This window comes from Pseudomonas sp. 58(2021), assembly GCF_017491585.1.
Taxonomy (GTDB): Bacteria; Pseudomonadota; Gammaproteobacteria; order Pseudomonadales; family Pseudomonadaceae; genus Aquipseudomonas; species Aquipseudomonas fluorescens_BT.
The window spans coordinates 126,594-142,791 of record NZ_JAFGYZ010000014.1 but is presented as its reverse complement, the minus strand read 5'-3'; the positions used below and the strand labels follow the sequence as shown (position 1 = coordinate 142,791).

The 16,198-nt window shown below is 60.2% G+C and carries 22 protein-coding genes; 20 read left to right on the top strand and 2 right to left on the bottom strand.

Going from position 1 to position 16,198, the window contains the following annotated elements; all coding sequences use genetic code 11:
• Window positions 1-29: 29 nt before the first annotated feature.
• The 17 genes from J5M72_RS18100 to recX all read left to right on the top strand — a co-directional run bounded on the left by J5M72_RS18100 (window position 30) and on the right by recX (window position 12,209).
• Window positions 30-539, top strand: a complete 510-nt coding sequence (locus J5M72_RS18100) for a phage baseplate assembly protein V (RefSeq protein ID WP_207866692.1) — start codon at window positions 30-32, stop codon at window positions 537-539.
• The gene (locus tag J5M72_RS18095) at window positions 539-937 is read left to right on the top strand and encodes a phage GP46 family protein (RefSeq protein ID WP_207866691.1); all 399 of its coding nucleotides are present in this window, start codon (window positions 539-541) and stop codon (window positions 935-937) included. Before J5M72_RS18100 ends, J5M72_RS18095 begins: the two co-directional genes overlap by 1 nt.
• A complete protein-coding gene (locus J5M72_RS18090) occupies window positions 927-1,973 on the top strand; it encodes a baseplate J/gp47 family protein (protein ID WP_207866690.1) in 1,047 nt (348 codons plus the stop codon). Before J5M72_RS18095 ends, J5M72_RS18090 begins: the two co-directional genes overlap by 11 nt.
• Window positions 1,961-2,560: a putative phage tail protein gene (locus J5M72_RS18085; protein WP_169429103.1), complete on the top strand. Its 600-nt coding sequence runs from the start codon at window positions 1,961-1,963 to the stop codon at window positions 2,558-2,560. The genes J5M72_RS18090 and J5M72_RS18085 overlap by 13 nt, the downstream gene beginning before the upstream one ends.
• Before the next feature lie 11 nt (window positions 2,561-2,571).
• Window positions 2,572-3,723, top strand: a complete 1,152-nt coding sequence (locus J5M72_RS18080) for a phage tail protein (RefSeq protein ID WP_207866689.1) — start codon at window positions 2,572-2,574, stop codon at window positions 3,721-3,723.
• Entirely contained in the window at window positions 3,720-4,235 is a 516-nt protein-coding gene (locus J5M72_RS18075; protein WP_207866688.1) for a phage tail protein, read from the top strand. Before J5M72_RS18080 ends, J5M72_RS18075 begins: the two co-directional genes overlap by 4 nt.
• A 128-nt stretch (window positions 4,236-4,363) precedes the next feature.
• Window positions 4,364-5,455 carry a phage tail protein gene (locus J5M72_RS18070; RefSeq protein ID WP_207866687.1) on the top strand — a complete coding sequence of 364 codons (1,092 nt, stop codon included), beginning with the start codon at window positions 4,364-4,366 and terminating at the stop codon, window positions 5,453-5,455.
• A gap of 10 nt (window positions 5,456-5,465) precedes the next feature.
• Entirely contained in the window at window positions 5,466-6,032 is a 567-nt protein-coding gene (locus J5M72_RS18065; protein ID WP_169429107.1) for a tail fiber assembly protein, read from the top strand.
• A gap of 230 nt (window positions 6,033-6,262) precedes the next feature.
• Window positions 6,263-7,003 (top strand): hypothetical protein, encoded by a 741-nt coding sequence (locus J5M72_RS18060; protein WP_169429108.1) that lies wholly within the window; start codon window positions 6,263-6,265, stop codon window positions 7,001-7,003.
• Window positions 7,004-7,005: 2 nt separating this feature from the next.
• Window positions 7,006-7,437, top strand: coding sequence for a phage tail assembly chaperone (locus J5M72_RS18055; RefSeq protein ID WP_169429109.1), 432 nt, complete (start codon window positions 7,006-7,008; stop codon window positions 7,435-7,437).
• Between the two features lie 46 nt (window positions 7,438-7,483).
• Window positions 7,484-8,683, top strand: a complete 1,200-nt coding sequence (locus J5M72_RS18050; RefSeq protein WP_207866686.1) for a carbohydrate-binding protein CenC — start codon at window positions 7,484-7,486, stop codon at window positions 8,681-8,683.
• A gap of 8 nt (window positions 8,684-8,691) precedes the next feature.
• Window positions 8,692-8,910, top strand: coding sequence for a hypothetical protein (locus J5M72_RS18045; protein ID WP_169429111.1), 219 nt, complete (start codon window positions 8,692-8,694; stop codon window positions 8,908-8,910).
• A 33-nt stretch (window positions 8,911-8,943) separates the two neighbouring features.
• A complete protein-coding gene (locus J5M72_RS18040; protein WP_207866685.1) occupies window positions 8,944-9,507 on the top strand; it encodes a glycoside hydrolase family 19 protein in 564 nt (187 codons plus the stop codon).
• Window positions 9,489-10,019, top strand: coding sequence for a lysis system i-spanin subunit Rz (locus tag J5M72_RS18035; protein ID WP_207866684.1), 531 nt, complete (start codon window positions 9,489-9,491; stop codon window positions 10,017-10,019). The genes J5M72_RS18040 and J5M72_RS18035 overlap by 19 nt, the downstream gene beginning before the upstream one ends.
• A gap of 68 nt (window positions 10,020-10,087) precedes the next feature.
• Entirely contained in the window at window positions 10,088-10,588 is a 501-nt protein-coding gene (locus tag J5M72_RS18030; RefSeq protein WP_085729865.1) for a CinA family protein, read from the top strand.
• Window positions 10,589-10,671: 83 nt separating this feature from the next.
• Entirely contained in the window at window positions 10,672-11,730 is a 1,059-nt protein-coding gene (gene recA, locus J5M72_RS18025) for a recombinase RecA (protein ID WP_003222269.1), read from the top strand.
• Window positions 11,731-11,738: 8 nt separating this feature from the next.
• On the top strand, window positions 11,739-12,209 hold the full coding sequence (recX, locus tag J5M72_RS18020) for a recombination regulator RecX (protein ID WP_096819568.1): 471 nt from the start codon (window positions 11,739-11,741) through the stop codon (window positions 12,207-12,209).
• Between the two features lie 56 nt (window positions 12,210-12,265).
• On the opposite strand, the gene J5M72_RS18015 is transcribed toward recX, so the two are convergent.
• On the bottom strand, window positions 12,266-13,384 hold the full coding sequence (locus J5M72_RS18015; protein ID WP_169429114.1) for a TIGR00730 family Rossman fold protein: 1,119 nt from the start codon (window positions 13,382-13,384) through the stop codon (window positions 12,266-12,268).
• A gap of 355 nt (window positions 13,385-13,739) precedes the next feature.
• Here J5M72_RS18015 and J5M72_RS18010 point away from each other — a divergent pair, with 355 nt between their 5' ends.
• Window positions 13,740-13,934 carry a hypothetical protein gene (locus J5M72_RS18010; protein ID WP_085712901.1) on the top strand — a complete coding sequence of 65 codons (195 nt, stop codon included), beginning with the start codon at window positions 13,740-13,742 and terminating at the stop codon, window positions 13,932-13,934.
• On the opposite strand, the gene J5M72_RS18005 is transcribed toward J5M72_RS18010, so the two are convergent.
• Complete coding sequence (locus tag J5M72_RS18005; protein WP_169429115.1) at window positions 13,935-14,360, bottom strand: PA3611 family quorum-sensing-regulated virulence factor; 426 nt, start codon at window positions 14,358-14,360, stop codon at window positions 13,935-13,937.
• Window positions 14,361-14,549: 189 nt separating this feature from the next.
• On the opposite strand from J5M72_RS18005, the gene J5M72_RS18000 reads away from it, so the two are divergent.
• Window positions 14,550-15,293, top strand: a complete 744-nt coding sequence (locus J5M72_RS18000; RefSeq protein WP_085712903.1) for a tRNA-uridine aminocarboxypropyltransferase — start codon at window positions 14,550-14,552, stop codon at window positions 15,291-15,293.
• Window positions 15,294-15,522: 229 nt separating this feature from the next.
• Window positions 15,523-16,173: a response regulator transcription factor ErdR gene (gene erdR, locus J5M72_RS17995; RefSeq protein WP_085647827.1), complete on the top strand. Its 651-nt coding sequence runs from the start codon at window positions 15,523-15,525 to the stop codon at window positions 16,171-16,173.
• The last annotated feature ends 25 nt before the right edge of the window (window positions 16,174-16,198 follow it).

Here is a 16,198-nt window from a genome sequence, read left to right as displayed (position 1 = left end):
GTGTCTGGCCGAGGTCTAGAGGAAACCCTATGAGCCTACTGACACGCCTGCTGGCGCGCGGCACTGTCGTGCTCGCCAGTTCGGCCTCCAAGCTGCAATCGCTGCAAATGCGCCTCACCGCCGGTGAAGTGAACGACGACATGGAGCACTTCGAACCCTACGGCTTCACCAGCCACCCGCTGGCCGGTGCCGAAGGCGTCGTCACGTTTCTCGGCGGCGACCGTTCCCACGCCATCGCCCTGGTGGTCGCCGACCGCCGTTACCGCCTGCAATCGCTGGCGGCCGGCGAAGTGGCGATCTACACCGACGAAGGCGACAAGATCCACTTCAGGCGCGGGCGGATCATCGACATCGAAACCTCAACTTTGAACATCCGCGCCAGCACCGCCGTGAACTTCGAGACGCCGGTGATCAACCAGACCGGCAAGATCGTTTCCAAAGGCGATCAAATGGCCGGCGGCATCAGCCAGATCAAGCACGTGCACGTTGGCGTGCAGGCGGGCAGTGGCCAGACCGGCGCGCCGGCGGGAGGTCAGTGATGCTGTTCAGTCAGAACCTTCACGCCGCGCTGACCCGCTCGGTGCTGATCAGCCTGTTCACCTGGCGCCGCTCCGCCGCCGACGATGCCCTCGACGACGAGGAGCGTTTCGGCTGGTGGGGCGACACCTTTCCCACCGTGGCTGACGACCGCATCGGCTCAAGGCTGTGGCTGTTGCGCCGGGTCAAGCTGACCCGCCAGACCCAGATGGACGCCGAGTTCTATGCCCGCGAAGCCTTGCAATGGCTGATCGACGACGGCCATTGCAGCGCCATCGACATCATCAGCGAACGCCTCGACGCCCAGCGCCTGAACCTGCGCACGGTCCTGACCCTGGCCGACGGCGAGCGCCTGGACATCAACCCCGATAACAGTTGGCAGGTGATTTATGCCGTTTGAAACCCCTTCGCTGCCGGTGCTGATCAAGCGCACTCAAAGCGACCTGGCCGGCGATTCGCTGCGCCAGTCCGATGCGCAAGTCCTGGCCCGCACCGTCGGTGGTGCGGCTTACGGTCTGTATGGCTACCTTGACTGGATTGCCGAGCAGATCCTGCCCGACACCGCCGACGAATCGACCCTGGAACGCATCGCCGCGCTGCGCTTGAACCAGCCGCGCAAACCGGCGCAAGTCGCTACCGGCAGCGTCAGTTTTACCGCGACCGCGGGCGCTGTGCTGGACGTTGATACGCTGCTGCAATCGAGCGATGGCCGTACCTACAGAGTCACCACCGCGCGCACTACCGTCAATGGCAGCAACACCACCACGATTGCGGCGCTGGATGCCGGCAGTCTCGGTAATGCCGATGCCGGACTGGCGCTGGCTCCGGTGCAGCCGGTCACCGGTGTGGTCGGCAACAGCTTTGTCGTGCTGGCGCCGGGCCTCAGCGGCGGCGTGGCGCGGGAAAGTCTGGAGTCGCTGCGTTCGCGGGTGATCCGGTCCTATCGCGTCATTCCTCACGGCGGTTCGGCCAGCGACTATGAAACCTGGGCACTGGAAGTGCCGGGCGTGACACGGGCCTGGTGCCGGGGCGGCCAGCTCGGGCCGGGCACGGTGACGGTGTTCATCATGCGTGATGAAGATCCGCAACCGGTGCCCAACGATGAGCAGTTGGCGGAAGTTCAGGATTACATCGAACCGCTGCGTCCGGTGACGGCGCAAGTGAATGTGCAGCGACCGATTCAAGTGCCGGTGGTGTACAGCTTCAAGAGTGTCAACCCGGACACCACCGCCGTGCGCGCTGCCATCGAATCGCAACTGCGGGACCTGCACAACCGTGAAGCCGATCTGGGTGTGCCGTTGCTGATCAGCCATATCCGCGAAGCCATCAGCAGCGCCGGCGGTGAGTACGATCACACCTTGACCGCGCCGGCCGCTGACGTGCCTGCCGGTAAAAGCGAGCTGCTCACCTTCGGAGGTTGCGTATGGGGGGCATAAGATCCGCGGCTCAATATCAGGCGCAGCTTCGCGCATTGCTGCCCAGTGGCCCGGCATGGGATCCGGAGCGGGTGCCGGAGCTTGAGCAAGTGCTGCAAGGCGTCGCCGTCGAACTGGCACGCCTCGATGCCCGCGCCGCCGACCTGCTCAACGAGATGGACCCGGCCGGCGTCAGCGAACTGGTGCCGGACTGGGAGCAGGTGATGAACCTGCCCGACCCGTGCCTCGGCGCCACGCCGCTGTTCGACGACCGTCGCCTCGCTGTGCGCCGCCGCTTGCTGGCGGTCGGCAGCCAGGCCGTCGGCTACTACCTGGAAATCGCCAAAAGCCAGGGTTATCCCAATGCCACCATCACCGAACTCGAAGCCCCGCGCATGGGCCGTTCGCGCTTCGGTGCGGCGCACTGGGGCACTTGGGAGGCGCAGTTCATGTGGACGCTCAACACCGGCGGCCGCCTGCTGCTCGGCCGGCGTTTCGGCGCGAGCTATTGGGGCGAGCGCTTTGGCGTGAATCCGGGCTCGGCGCTGGAATGCCTGATCCATCGGGCGGCGCCGGCGCACACCAGGGTGCACATCAATTATGACTAGGGAATAACGCAATGGATTATCCGAAGAGTGTGCCCAGCGCCGGTCTGGTGAATGGGAAGTTTATCGATGAAAACCCGCTGACCGGGACACCGGGATCGCTGATCCCCGCTGACTGGGGCAACGGCGTTACGCAAGAACTCATCAATGTGATCAAGGCCGGGGATCTGACCCCGGACGAGAAGAAATACGATCAGTTGTTGCAGGCTATTCAGACGGTGACGGCCAAGGGCTGGAATCTGGATTCGGCGTTGCCGATCGGGTCTTTGCCTGCGGCAACCGTGGCCACAGCGGACGGGCGTCTGGCGGTGACGCCAGCCGCGGTGTCGACCAGTGGCGGCCGAGTATCGATCCCGGCAGGCGTATTGGTCAGCCTCGGACAGGAAGTCGTGGCAGGGCAGTTGGGGCGTTCGCGTACGTTCACCACTCAGGCCTGGAGCAGTGCCGACCTGCTGCCGAGTTCGGGTTACTTTCTGCGCGCTCAGGTGATTGGCGGTGCGCTGACCTTTTACACGCAGCGCGGCACGGTCTATGACGCGACACCGGAAGGTTTGAAGGGCACGGTAAATGGCGCAGCGGGTGGTGGCTTCCAGTCGACGCCCCTGGATATCTGTCTGGCCTGGGTTGTCACCGCCGGCCCCGGTTCGGTGCCGACTGTCAGGCTGATCTACAACCGAAGCCGGTTGTCGTGGACGCAGACGGTCAATGGCAATGGAGTGGTGTATCTGCCGCTGGATCCACATGCGCGAGCGGCGCGTCTGGTGGTGGGCAATCCCACGCCGCACCCGACCGGCATCACCAGTGTGAACTTCGCGCCGGGCGGATGGCTGGGTGGCAACTATTGCTTCCTCAACCCGACCGTGGGCACCTCCAGCAACTGGGATGGCTGGGCAACGGCCGGCGGCGCTGCGCTTATTTTCTCCAGCAACGTGGTCAGCGATACGACGGTTTCGACATTGACCGCCAGCTTCGACCATAACGAATTGCGCTCACTGTGGCAGGCGTATCAGGCCGAACATACCTGGGGCGCGGGCAATGCCGCCAGTGACGAATTGCTGTTCAGCATGGGGCTCAAGAGCGTCGGTCCGGCCGATTACGCCAGCGGCATCGCGGTCAACTTTGCCGCCGCCGTCAATGTAAATTTTTCCTGGGAGTTGATCCGATGATCATCATTCATGAACTGCATCAGTTCGAGGAAGGCTTGCGTCCTGCACAACCCTCCACCGCACATGTCTGGGATGGCGAGAAGTGGGAACTGAGTGACGACAGAGTCGCCGCACTGCAGCAGGAAGAAACTGAACGTCTGTGCGTCAATCTCGATGCAGTCGCCGACAGCGCACGCACCGCACTGGCCGGTGACCCGCTCAAAGCCCTCGAGTACGCCCAGGCGGCGATTGACGCTCAGGCCTATCAGGACGCCGGTTACCCGAAAAAGGAAGTGCCGTTGTCCGTTGCTGCCTGGGTTGCCAAGGGCCGGTCGGCCAAACAGTCGGCCGAGCAGATCCTCGACAAGGCTGCCCAACTCAGCGAGAACCTTCTGACCCTGCGCACCTTGCGCCTGAAAGCCAAGAGCCAGATACGTGCGTACGCGAGCAAGAGCCAGATGGATCAGGCTCGCGCTGCCGCCGATGAGGCGCTGCAGGCCATTCGTCAGCTGACGGCCAACCCGGCTCCGTAATCGCCATTCGCTTCACCCAAGCCCACTTCATTGTGGGCTTTTTATTTTCAGGAACAGAAACGCTAGCGCCGTTGCGAAAGTCTTCGTGCCGCCACGTTTCATTTGTCATTACAGAGGAACAAGCACCCATGGATTACCCAAAAAGTGTCCCCAGCGTCGGCCTGGTCGATGGCCGCTTCGTCGATGAAAACCCGGTGGCGGGAACGCCCGGTTCGTTGATTCCGGCGGTGTGGGGCAACAGCGTTACACAAGAGATTCTCAACGTGATTACCGGCGCCGGGCTGGCAGCCGCCGAGACCGATACAGCTCAGTTGTACAAGGCGATTCAGTCGATCGTCGGCAACACCAGTCCGATGCGATCAGTCATTACACGATTGGCGGCTTCCAAAACATTGTCCGCGCAAGAGCTCGGCCTGGTGCTGATTGACGGCAGTCCCGGAGCCTTGACCCTTTTGTTGCCTCCCGCCGACGTCGCTCTTGGCGTGCGTGACGTGATTGTTCGTCGCGTGGACAACAGCGGAAACCGTATGGTCATCCAGGCCTCCGGCACTGACCGCATACGCTTTCACACCCATCTCTCGCCGAGTGGTTATCCATTCTTCGTATTGATGGGCGGCGGTGACTGGTGGCATTTGCGCAGCGACGGTGCTGGCAGTTGGTGGCCTGTGGGGCGCTTCGACAACACGCCACTGGGGCGGCCGTTTTTTGAAACCACCATCGTGCTCAGTCCTGGTGGATATGGTGCGCTGAACGGCACGCTGATGAATCGTGCCGAATGGCCTTGGCTGTGGGACCACGCGCAGCGCTCCGGAATGCTCAATACCGAAGCCACCCGCGTGGGCAACGAGGGCAACTGGACGCCGGGTGATGGTGCTCTGACATTTCGAGGCCCGGAGTTGCGTGGCGAGTTCCTGCGCGTACTGGACGAAGGCCGCAACGTCGACTCGGGCCGCATGATGGGCAGCAACCAGGCGGGTACGGTGCACTCGTATGCCATGGGGGCTCAGGGCGGGGGAGCCATTGGCTCACGTTGGTCTGACAGTCTGGCGGCGGTCGGCGCGCAGACTCACGAAACGAAAACCTACTCCACGCCTACCAACGGAGGCCCGATCTACCCTGCCGGCACCAGCTATCAGATGGATACGGCCAACACGCTTTTGTATTCCTTCTCATCCCGTCCCCGCAACGTTGCCTATCCCGGCCGCATGAAAGTCATCTGAGGTTTTTTCAATGTTCAATTATCTGGTCGATGACGCTGGCGCCCTGGTGGGGCCGGTGGAGTTTTTCGTGACGCCCGGAATCGGCGTTCAATTACCAGCCAATGCCGTTCAACTGGCTTACGAGTTGCCGGCGGCAGAGCAGGGGCGCACGTGGGCGATGTCCAACGGCGTTCCGCGTGAACTGATTGATCTGCGCGGCATCGTGTACCGCAAGGACAACGGTGCCCAGCAGACCTGGAGCGAATTGGGTGCGCTGACGGATGAGTTCACCGCGCAACCTTGCCCGGACGAGTTTCATGTCTGGCAGGACAACGGGTGGGTGCTCGATGAGCAACGACACCGGTCGGATCTCACTACCAAAGTCCTCAATCAACGCGACACGCTGCTGCGCGACGCCGTCCTGCGCATCGCCCCCCTGCAATACGCCGAAGACATCGGCGATGCCAGCCACGAAGAGCAACTGCAATTGCTCGAATGGAAGCTCTACAGCGTGGAGCTGAACCGCATCGAAAAACAGGCCGGCTTTCCCGGCGAAGTCACTTGGCCGACGGTGCCCGGCGCAAGCGTAACCAACTGATTGCAGCACAGGGAACAGCATCTACGCGATCGACCAACTCTTCGCGCCTGAGTTTGTCGCGGCGATGGTTCCGGTGCCCGAGGGCGTCAACGTTGAAATCGGTGAGCCAATGATCCTGCCGCGAGCCCGTTTCAGACCTTCGCTGAACGGCCGGCGGAGCCAGCAGGGTTCACGGCAGTTTCTGCCTGACGCAACCGGATGCCGATGTATTCACATTCAGGAGACAGGTAATGGATTATCCAAAAAACATTCCCAGCGCAGGTTTGGTGAATGGCAGGTTTGTTGACGAAAACCCTCTGACCGGAACACCAGGTTCGTTGATTCCGGCGAGTTGGGGAAATGGCGTGACGCAAGAGATTCTTGAAGTCATCAAGAGCGCAGGGACGGCCGCCGATGAAAGTGATAACACTCAGCTCAGGGCGGCAATCGATACGCTGATCTCGAAGAAGCAAAGCGACAGTCTGGCCAGTCAGGAAGACGCTGAGGCGGGGATCAGCAACAACCGGTTGATGACGCCGTTACGAGTGTTTCAATCCATAGCGAAAAAGATGCAACAGGCGACAGAGTCGCTGATGGGGATTGCAAAAGTTGCTTCTCAGGCAGAGGTCAACGCCGGTGTCAGTGACACCTCTGTCGTGACCCCTAAAAAACTCAGGCTCGGGTTCATGGTGAGGCTGGGGGCATCGGGTTACGTCGTTTTCCCCTCGTGGATGGGTGGAGTGATTATCCAGTGGATCACCGGGGGGGCCAGCCAGGCGGGGAATAACGGTTACGGCGATCTGAACCTATGGCCGCTGGTCTTTCCCAACGCACTGTTCCTTGCAGTCGCTACCCATGAAGGCACGGCAGCCGGAACGCAGCTGATCTGGAACAACAACGCGACCGTGAGTCGGCAGGCAGGCATCAATGTTCGTTGTCCTGAATGGCCGTCAGGCTCCATTGCCGCTCGTGTCATCGGAATAGGATATTGAGTATGTATTACTTTTCTCCGGCCACTTCCGGCTTTTATCACTCCGATCTACACGGCACCAACATCCCCGCGGACGCGTTTGAATTAAGCGAAGGCGAGTATTGCGCGCTGGTCTCGAACGCTCCAAAAGGAACCGTGCTTGGCCTGACTGCCAACGGACGCCCGGAACGGGTGCTACTGGCTGAACAAACTCTTGATGCCACAGAACGGGCCTGGCGAGACAAGGTATTGGATCGCACTCAGTGGCTGGTTCTTCGCGATGCCGAAGAGCTGGAAATCGGCGAGGGCACCACACTGCGCGCCGAAGAATTCAAACAACTGCTCGCCTACCGACAGGACCTGCGCGACTGGCCCAATGATCCGGAGTTTCCGGATGCGCGTTCGCGTCCGCTAGAGCCGGATTGGCTGGAAGGTGTGCTGCGAGCAAACAACTGAGCGGATTGCCCGATGCGGCAACACCGGACTATCAAGGAAAATCATTATGGACTACCCCAAAAGTGTCCCTGGGTCAGGTCTGGTCGACGGCAGATTCGTCGACGAAGACGCGATCGCCGGCACCCCTGGATCGTTGATACCTGCGAGCTGGGGCAACAGCGTTACTCAGGAAATTCTCGGCGCGATTACCGCCGCAGGCCTTAAGCCTGACGAGCAGCAGACCGATCAATTGGCGCAGGCAATTCGTCAATTGGCAAAGCCCGATCCGCTGCAACAATTTCCGGTGCAGGTGTATCGCCGGAACGTACTGATCAATGGCGGGTTTGATATCTGGCAACGCGGTCCAACCAACCTCGGGCCAAACATTGGCGGCTATGTGGCTGATCGTTTTCGTTGCGACTGGAATGGCAGTGCAGGAGTCGCCATATCTCAGCAGGGTTTTGCACCCGGTCAAACGGAAGTCGCCGACGAGCCGCGGTTTTTCCTGCGGTGGCAACAAACCCAGGCGGGAGCCGGAGCCACCGTACACAGAATCTCCCAAGCTATTGAGTCGGTACGAACCCTGGCAGGTAAAAACGCCACCGTTACATTCTGGGCCCGGTCCGATGCGGCCCGGCCATTAAGAGTGTCGGTTACTCAGAACTTCGGTTCTGCAGGCTCCGAATCTGTTGAAAGAACCATCGATGTTTTCCAGTTGGGCACATCGTGGAAGAAGTACAGCGCAACGTTTCAAGTCTCGGGCATTGCCGGGAAAATGCTGGGCGCCAGCAACTTTCTGAGGCTTGCGTTTGACCTGCCTTTGAATGTGCTGCAGACCGTGGATCTGGCGCAGATCCAAATGGAGGAAGGACCGGTATCCACACCTTTCGAGTATCGTCCAGTGGCTGAAGAGTTGATGCTTTGCCAGCGTTACTTCGAGAAGTCCTTTGCCACTTCGTTGCCGGTACGGGCGAACAATGGCTCTAGCACCTGCATTTCAACGTTCACGCAAGCGGCGCCTGCCAATAGCGGTCAGTTCGCGATGACGACAGGCATGTTGGTGCAAAAGAGGGTGTTACCTACCGTCGTCATGTATTGCCCTGGCAATACCAGCAATCAGGTGTGGAATCAGTCCGTGGGGCCATGTACCGGCAGTATTGTGCAGGGATTGACGGAGCGTGCCATTTCGTTTGCCACCGTTACCCCGGTCGGCAGCTTGCCCGGTCAGACCTTGCAGATCGAATGGACTGCCGACGCCGAATTTTAGGAGAAACCATGAGTTATCAATTGACCGCCAACGGCGTTCTTCGTCTGAGCGACCTGGCATATGTTCCACAGGATCCTGCCAATCGGGATTGGCTGGAATATCAAGCGTGGCTGTTGTCCGGTGGCCAGGTGTTGCCCTCGAATGAAGCATTTGAGGAATCTGCACCGAACAGCACCCTGACAACTCTGGCAAAAAAATGGCTGGGGGGCGTTGGTCGCCAACCGTGATTCAATCGGCGTATCCAGGGAGGATCGAGCATTATGCAAATTACTGAAGACAACCTACTCACCATCATGCCCAACGCCCGCCGCCAAGCGGGCGTTTTTGTTTCTGCACTCAACGATGCCATGTCTCGCCATCGTATCGACACGCCCAAGCGCGTGGCGGCGTTTCTCGCGCAAATCGGACACGAGTCGGGGCAGTTGCAGTACGTGCGCGAGCTGGGTAACAACCAATACCTGAGCAAGTACGACACCGGTACGCTGGCCTTGCGTCTGGGTAACACGCCCGAGGCCGATGGCGACGGGCAGAAGTATCGAGGGCGCGGACTGATCCAGATCACCGGCCGCACCAACTATCGCCAGTGCAGCCTCGGGCTGTTCGGTGACGAGCGCTTGCTGGCGCTGCCGGAACTGCTGGAACAACCGCAATGGGCGGCCGAATCCGCGGCGTGGTTCTGGGCGCAGAACGGCCTGAACGCGCTGGCCGACCGTGATGAGTTCAACAGCATCACCCGGCGTATCAACGGCGGGTTGAACGGATTGCAGGATCGCCTGGAACTCTGGGGGCGGGCGAGGGCGGTGTTATGCCTGCCTTCGGTCTGAGCGTCTGGCGGCTAGTGGGCATGGTGCTGCTGGCCGCAGGTTCGGCGGAGCTGGCCTGGCAGTTTCAGGACTGGCGCTACGGCCGCCAACTGGCCGAGCAGGCCCGACAGCATGCCGAAACCCTCAATCAACTGACTCAGGCTGCCGCCTCGGCGCAGAAGGCCGAGCAGAACAAGCGTCTGGCCCTGGAGCAACGGCTCGCGGCCAGTGAACAAACCCACTACCGAGCACTGAACGATGCCCAACGTGATCAGGATCGCCTGCGCGATCGTCTTGCCACTGCTGATCTGCGCCTGTCAGTCCTCATCGACGCAGGCGACGCTGCCCAAGGCTGCGGTGTGCCAGCCTCCACCGGCGCCAGCAGCGTGGATCATGCAGCCGTACGCGCCCGACTTGACCCGGCGCATGCTCGACGAATTGTCGCCATCACCGGCGAAGGCGACCGCGGACTGATTGCCTTGCAGGCCTGTCAGGCCTATATCAGGGCGCTGGCGCCTGCACATTTTGAATAAGCTTGTGTATTGAAAGCGCAACCGGCTCGTGTACGGTGGTACCCATTCCATCCGATCCGGAGCGCGCCGTGAAAGAAATCACTCAACTGGCGGCCGAACTTGGCCGACGTCTGCAGTTGCTCAATGCCCACGTCACTACGGCCGAGTCCTGCACCGGTGGCGGGATTGCCGAAGCCATCACCCGCATTCCGGGGAGTTCGGCGTGGTTCGAGGCCGGCTACGTGACGTACTCCAACCGACAGAAAACCCAGCAACTGAATGTCCCCGCCGAACTGTTCGGCACGGTGGGTGCCGTGAGTCGCGAAGTGGTCGAAGCCATGGTGCGCGGTGCGCAGAAACACAGTCGAGCGCGTTTTGCCGTAGCGGTCAGCGGTATCGCCGGGCCGGACGGCGGTTCACCGAACAAGCCGGTGGGCACGGTGTGGCTGGCCTGGGGTGTGGGTGATGCGGTTTCCAGCGAGGTTCAGCACTTCCCCGGCAACCGCGATGAAGTCCGCCGACAAACGGTGAAGGCCGCGCTAGAGGGGCTCTTGCGACTAGCGGCACGAGAAATCGAAAATCAGGGGTAGGCGATCCGCGAACGCTGTGGAATAATACTGGCTACTTATACAGGTGTTGGCCGTCAGGCCTTATTGATTACGTGAGGACTTTAATGGACGACAACAAGAAGAAAGCCTTGGCTGCGGCCCTGGGTCAGATCGAACGTCAATTCGGCAAGGGTGCCGTAATGCGTATGGGCGATCAGGATCGTCAGGCGATCCCGGCCATTTCCACCGGCTCTCTGGGTCTGGACATCGCGCTCGGCATCGGCGGCCTGCCAAAAGGTCGTATTGTTGAAATCTACGGTCCTGAATCTTCCGGTAAAACCACACTGACGCTGTCCGTGATCGCCCAGGCTCAAAAAGCCGGCGCGACCTGCGCCTTCGTCGACGCTGAACACGCCCTCGACCCTGAGTATGCCGGCAAGCTGGGCGTCAATGTCGACGACCTGCTGGTTTCCCAGCCGGATACCGGCGAGCAGGCCCTGGAAATCACCGACATGCTGGTGCGCTCCAACGCCGTTGACGTGATCATCGTCGACTCCGTGGCCGCCCTGGTGCCGAAGGCTGAAATCGAAGGCGAAATGGGTGACATGCACGTGGGCCTGCAAGCCCGTCTGATGTCCCAGGCGCTGCGTAAAATCACCGGTAACATCAAGAATGCCAACTGCCTGGTAATCTTCATCAACCAGATCCGCATGAAGATCGGCGTGATGTTCGGCAGCCCGGAAACCACCACCGGTGGTAACGCGTTGAAGTTCTACGCCTCGGTTCGTCTCGACATCCGCCGTACCGGCGCGGTGAAGGAAGGCGACGAAGTGGTTGGTAGCGAAACCCGCGTCAAGGTCGTGAAGAACAAGGTAGCTTCGCCGTTCCGTCAGGCCGAGTTCCAGATTCTCTACGGCAAGGGTATCTACCTGAACGGCGAGATGATCGACTTGGGCGTGCTGCACGGTTTCGTCGAGAAGTCCGGCGCCTGGTATGCCTATGAAGGCACCAAGATCGGTCAGGGCAAGGCCAACTCGGCCAAGTTCCTGGCAGACAACCCGGAAGTCGCGGCCAAGCTCGAGAAGCAACTGCGTGACAAGCTGCTGTCGCCAGCCGTGATCGCTGATTCCAAGGCTTCTGCGGTCAAAGAGACCGAAGATGACCTGGCTGACGCTGACATCTGATTGCACCGATGACAACCGCCGTACTCGATACCCTCGTCGCGGTGCGGCGAACTGCCATGGACCTGCTCGCACGCCGCGAGCACGGTCGAGTCGAGCTGACGCGTAAGCTGCGTCAGCGTGGCGCTCCACCCGAGATGATCGAAACAGCCCTCGACCGATTGACGGAAGAAGGCCTGCTTTCCGAAGCCCGTTATCTGGAAAGCTTTGTTTCTTACCGCGCCCGTTCAGGCTATGGCCCGTTGCGGATTCGAGAAGAACTCAGCCAGCGCGGCCTGCAGCGTGCCGATATCGAACTTGCCTTGCGCGAGAGCGGTATCAGTTGGCAGGAACAGCTAACAGACACGTGGCAAAGGAAGTTCTCTGGACAACTTCCCGTCGACGCCAAGGAGCGAGCCAGGCAAGGCCGGTTTCTGGCATACAGGGGGTTCTCAATGGAGATGATCAACCGCTTGTTCAGCGGCAGAGGGATGGACGATTAAAACGATTCAATAAAAAACGGCCCGCTATTTCGATAGCGGGCCGTTTTTTTTTGCCTTCAGATTACCTTCGACGGTTCGCGGTTGTGCTGCGTCGTTTGAGGCCTGGACTGGGCCCAGTTTTCCGGCAGGTTGATGAAATCCACCAGCTCACGCAGGCGCCCGTGATCCCGGGCGTTGAAGGCGAAAGCCAGCCGGACCAGATGACTGTATTGCGCCTCGTCGTGTTCCTCGCCACTGTAGGCGTGTTGATGGAACCGGTCACTCAGACACAGATCGGCAAAGGCTTCCTGCATATGATCAAGGGCCTGATCGCTCAGTTTGTGGTTCATGCGAATGACAAACTGGCGCTTGAGCCAGCGGCTGGAATGGAAGTTGCCGTAGAACTGATTGATCTGTTCCACCGCCTCATCAACGCTGTAGACCAGCCGCATCAGTTTCAGATCGGTTGGCAGGATGTAGCGGTTTTCCTCCAGTTGCTGGCGGATGAAATCCAGTGCTCCTTGCCAGAACGTGCCCCCCGGCACATCCAGCAATACCACCGGCACCAGTGGGCTCTTGCCGGTCTGGATCAGGGTCAGGACTTCCAGTGCTTCGTCCAGCGTACCGAAGCCACCGGGGCACAGCACCAACGCGTCGGCTTCTTTGACGAAGAACAGTTTGCGCGTGAAGAAAAAGTGAAACGGCAGCAGATTGCCGGTGCCATTCACGGTGGGATTGGCATGCTGTTCGAAGGGCAGGGTGATGTTGAATCCCAGGCTGTTGTCGCGGCCCGCTCCTTCATGGGCAGCCGCCATGATTCCACCGCCGGCACCGGTAATGACCATCATGTCCGATCTCGTCAGGGCTGCGCCCAGTTCACGGGCCATGGCGTACAGCGGATGCTCGACGGGGGTGCGCGCCGAGCCGAATACGGTGACCTTGCGCCGGCCCCTGAACTGCTCGAGCGTGCGGAACGCCTGCTCCAGCTCCCGCAGGGCTTGCAGGGTGATCTTGGCGTTCCAGCGATTGTGGTCTTCCTGGGCCATGCGCAGCACGGTCAGGATCATGTCGCGGTAGATGGGAATATTCGGACTGTTGGGTGAAACCAGGTTGAGTTGTTCTTCGACCTTGCCGGTGAGGTCGTGGCCGCTTTCCTGAAAATGACGGCTGAGCAGGTCATTCGGTTGGTAAGGCATGCAACTTCTCCTTCTGCACAGAGCCTTCGGCCCTGACGTGCGGCGTCAGTGCCGCGCTGCAAGAAAAAACAAACGCCCGGCAGCTCCTTTCCTGCCGTGAAGTGATCAACGTGAATACTTTGAATCTAGACCCTCGAAGCATTTTTCGCTGCATCCAGCATTGCGCCACAAAGTCTTGCCTGGCAACTGCTTATTGTCGTTTTGCGAAGTGCTTTCACCGCTCGTCCGATGTCGCACCGAGGGCAAAATGCTCTGATTTACTAAGTTAAAGGCGCCGTACGACAACTTTGCGTCAGCGAGCGTACGCAAGGTGCATGCGATTCAAGGATTTGCGGGTGGCAAGGAGGCAGGACACATGACCAGAGTCATTCTGGAGATCGATACACAACTGTATCGAATGTTGAAGGCATCGGCCGAGACCAATCATGTGAGTCTCGAAGAGGAGTGCTGCCGACGTCTTTCGGGAGGGGAGCGCCGCTCGCGCTATCTGCAGGCTTTACTGGCCGAACTGCGCGCCGAGGATGAACAGCGGCGCGCCAATTCGCGATGATTACTTTTTCTTCGCCGGAGCCGCTTTCGGGCAGTCCGATTCCTGATAACTGGCCGAACCGATGGCCCTGTTGGTCTTCACTTCGCTGAAGTCATAACGCATGACGGCCCCTTTGGCCATCAACTTGCGGTACGACGGGTTGTTGCAGACCGAAGCACCCAGCTGGAAATACACGGCCTTGGGATCGGCACGCATCTTGTCGGCATGACTTGCCTGGACGCTCAGGTGGTTGATCAGCGTGGTGCCTTCGACGGTGTAACCCTGATCGAGGATGTCTTCGTTGATCGCCCGTGGCGTGCCGACGCTGCTTTGTGCAGCGACGTTTTGCAGCTCTTTGTTCAGGTTCTGCTCTTTCAGGGACGCAGCCTGTACGCTGAAGGACAACGCCAGCGCGATGGCCGCGGTAGGAACGATAAGGCGCAGCATGAAACTCTCCTGATTCAGTGACTGGTGGTTCGACCAGCCCCGGGGCTGTGCGTTCAGTGGCGGCGAATTATAGGGGAGCCGGTCGGGAGGGTACAGGCTTGTGCTCGTTGCTCTGATAAACTGCCGGCCTTTATTGCCTTGCCGAGAGTTGTTCGTGTCGAGTTTTCCTGTCAGTCGGCGTCGCCCGCAATGAACCATGCCCCCAACGCCGTGGCCCGCCTGCGCGATCAGCGCGAGGACGAGGGAATCAAGCCGATCCAGGCCCGTGGTTTTCGCTCCGAGCGTTGCCGCGACTGCCGGGTAATCATCAGCCATTGCCTGTGCGCCTGGCGCCCGACCGTTGAAACCCGCTCCGGTGTCTGCCTGATCATGACCGGCAAGGAAGTGTTCAAGCCAAGCAACACAGGCTGGTTGATCGCCGACATCGTGCGGGACAATCACGCCTTCATCTGGTCGCGGACCGAACCGGACGAGCAACTGCTGGCGCTGTTGAACGACCCGCAATGGCAGCCGTATCTGGTGTTTCCCGGCGAGTACGTCGAGCCGTCGCGGGTGACCAATACCGTGGATCTCGATAGCAGCAAGCGTCCGCTGTTCATTTTGCTGGACGCGACCTGGACCGAGGCGCGCAAGATCTTCCGCAAGAGCCCGTACTTCGATCGCCTGCCGATCCTCAGTCTGCTGCCCGACAAGCTGTCGCGTTATCGCCTGCGCCGCTCGACCCGCAGCGAGCACCTGTGCACCGCCGAAGTCGCGGCGCTGTGCCTGGAACTGGCAGGTGATACGGATGCCGCCTCGGCGCTGGACGCCTATTTCGATGTGTTCAGCCAGCATTACCTGGGCGCCAAGCAGCAGCTTGAGGTGAATGTATCGACACCGGCCCATGCCGAGTTGTTGCCTTTTATAGCAAACCCGCAGCCGGTGCCGGCCTGATCCTGGCCCATACTGCTAAAGCAGTGGCCGTGTTGCTTGACCACCCCGGCTTCGCTGGGCATGCTTGGCGCCGATTGGGGTACGGCCAAGGTTTGAAACGCCGTTTTTGTCCGTGATTGGCGTTGAACGTGCCCCTGTGGATGCCGCCGCACAAGCGTCGGCATCTTGAGTTGCCTTGGCGAGTCCCGAATGCATCGGGTCTGCCATCAAAAACAGGATCATTTGAAAAATGGCCACATACGACATCCTGATTGCCGATGATCACCCTCTTTTTCGTAGCGCACTGCATCAAGCGGTGACGATGGGCCTTGGTCCGGATGTACGAATGGTGGAAGTGGCGAGCATCGCCGAGCTGGAGGCGCGCCTGACCGAGAAGGCCGACTGGGATCTGGTGCTGCTGGACCTGAACATGCCGGGCGCTTTCGGGTTTTCCGGGCTGGTGATGTTGCGCGGACAGTACCCGCAGATTCCGGTGGTGATGGTCTCGGCGCAGGAAGAAGCTTCGGTGATGGTCAAGTCGCGGGAGTTCGGTGCCAGCGGTTTCATTCCCAAGTCGAGCGACCTGAGCGTGATTCAGGAAGCGGTACGCAAAGTGTTGGACGGCGATGTGTTCTGGCCGCCCCAGGCGTTCGAGGCCGTCAGTGTTTCCGACGAGGCCAAGGCTGCCAGCGATGGCCTGGCGAGCCTTACGCCCCAGCAGTTCCGGGTGCTGACCATGGTCTGCGAAGGCTTGCTCAACAAGCAGATTGCTTATGAGTTGAGCGTATCGGAAGCGACCATCAAGGCCCACGTCACGGCGATCTTTCGCAAGCTGAACGTGCGGACCCGCACCCAGGCGGCTTTACTCTTGCAACAACTTGAGTCAATTCCGAGCCAGTAATACCAGGCCTCTTCACGCTTTTTTG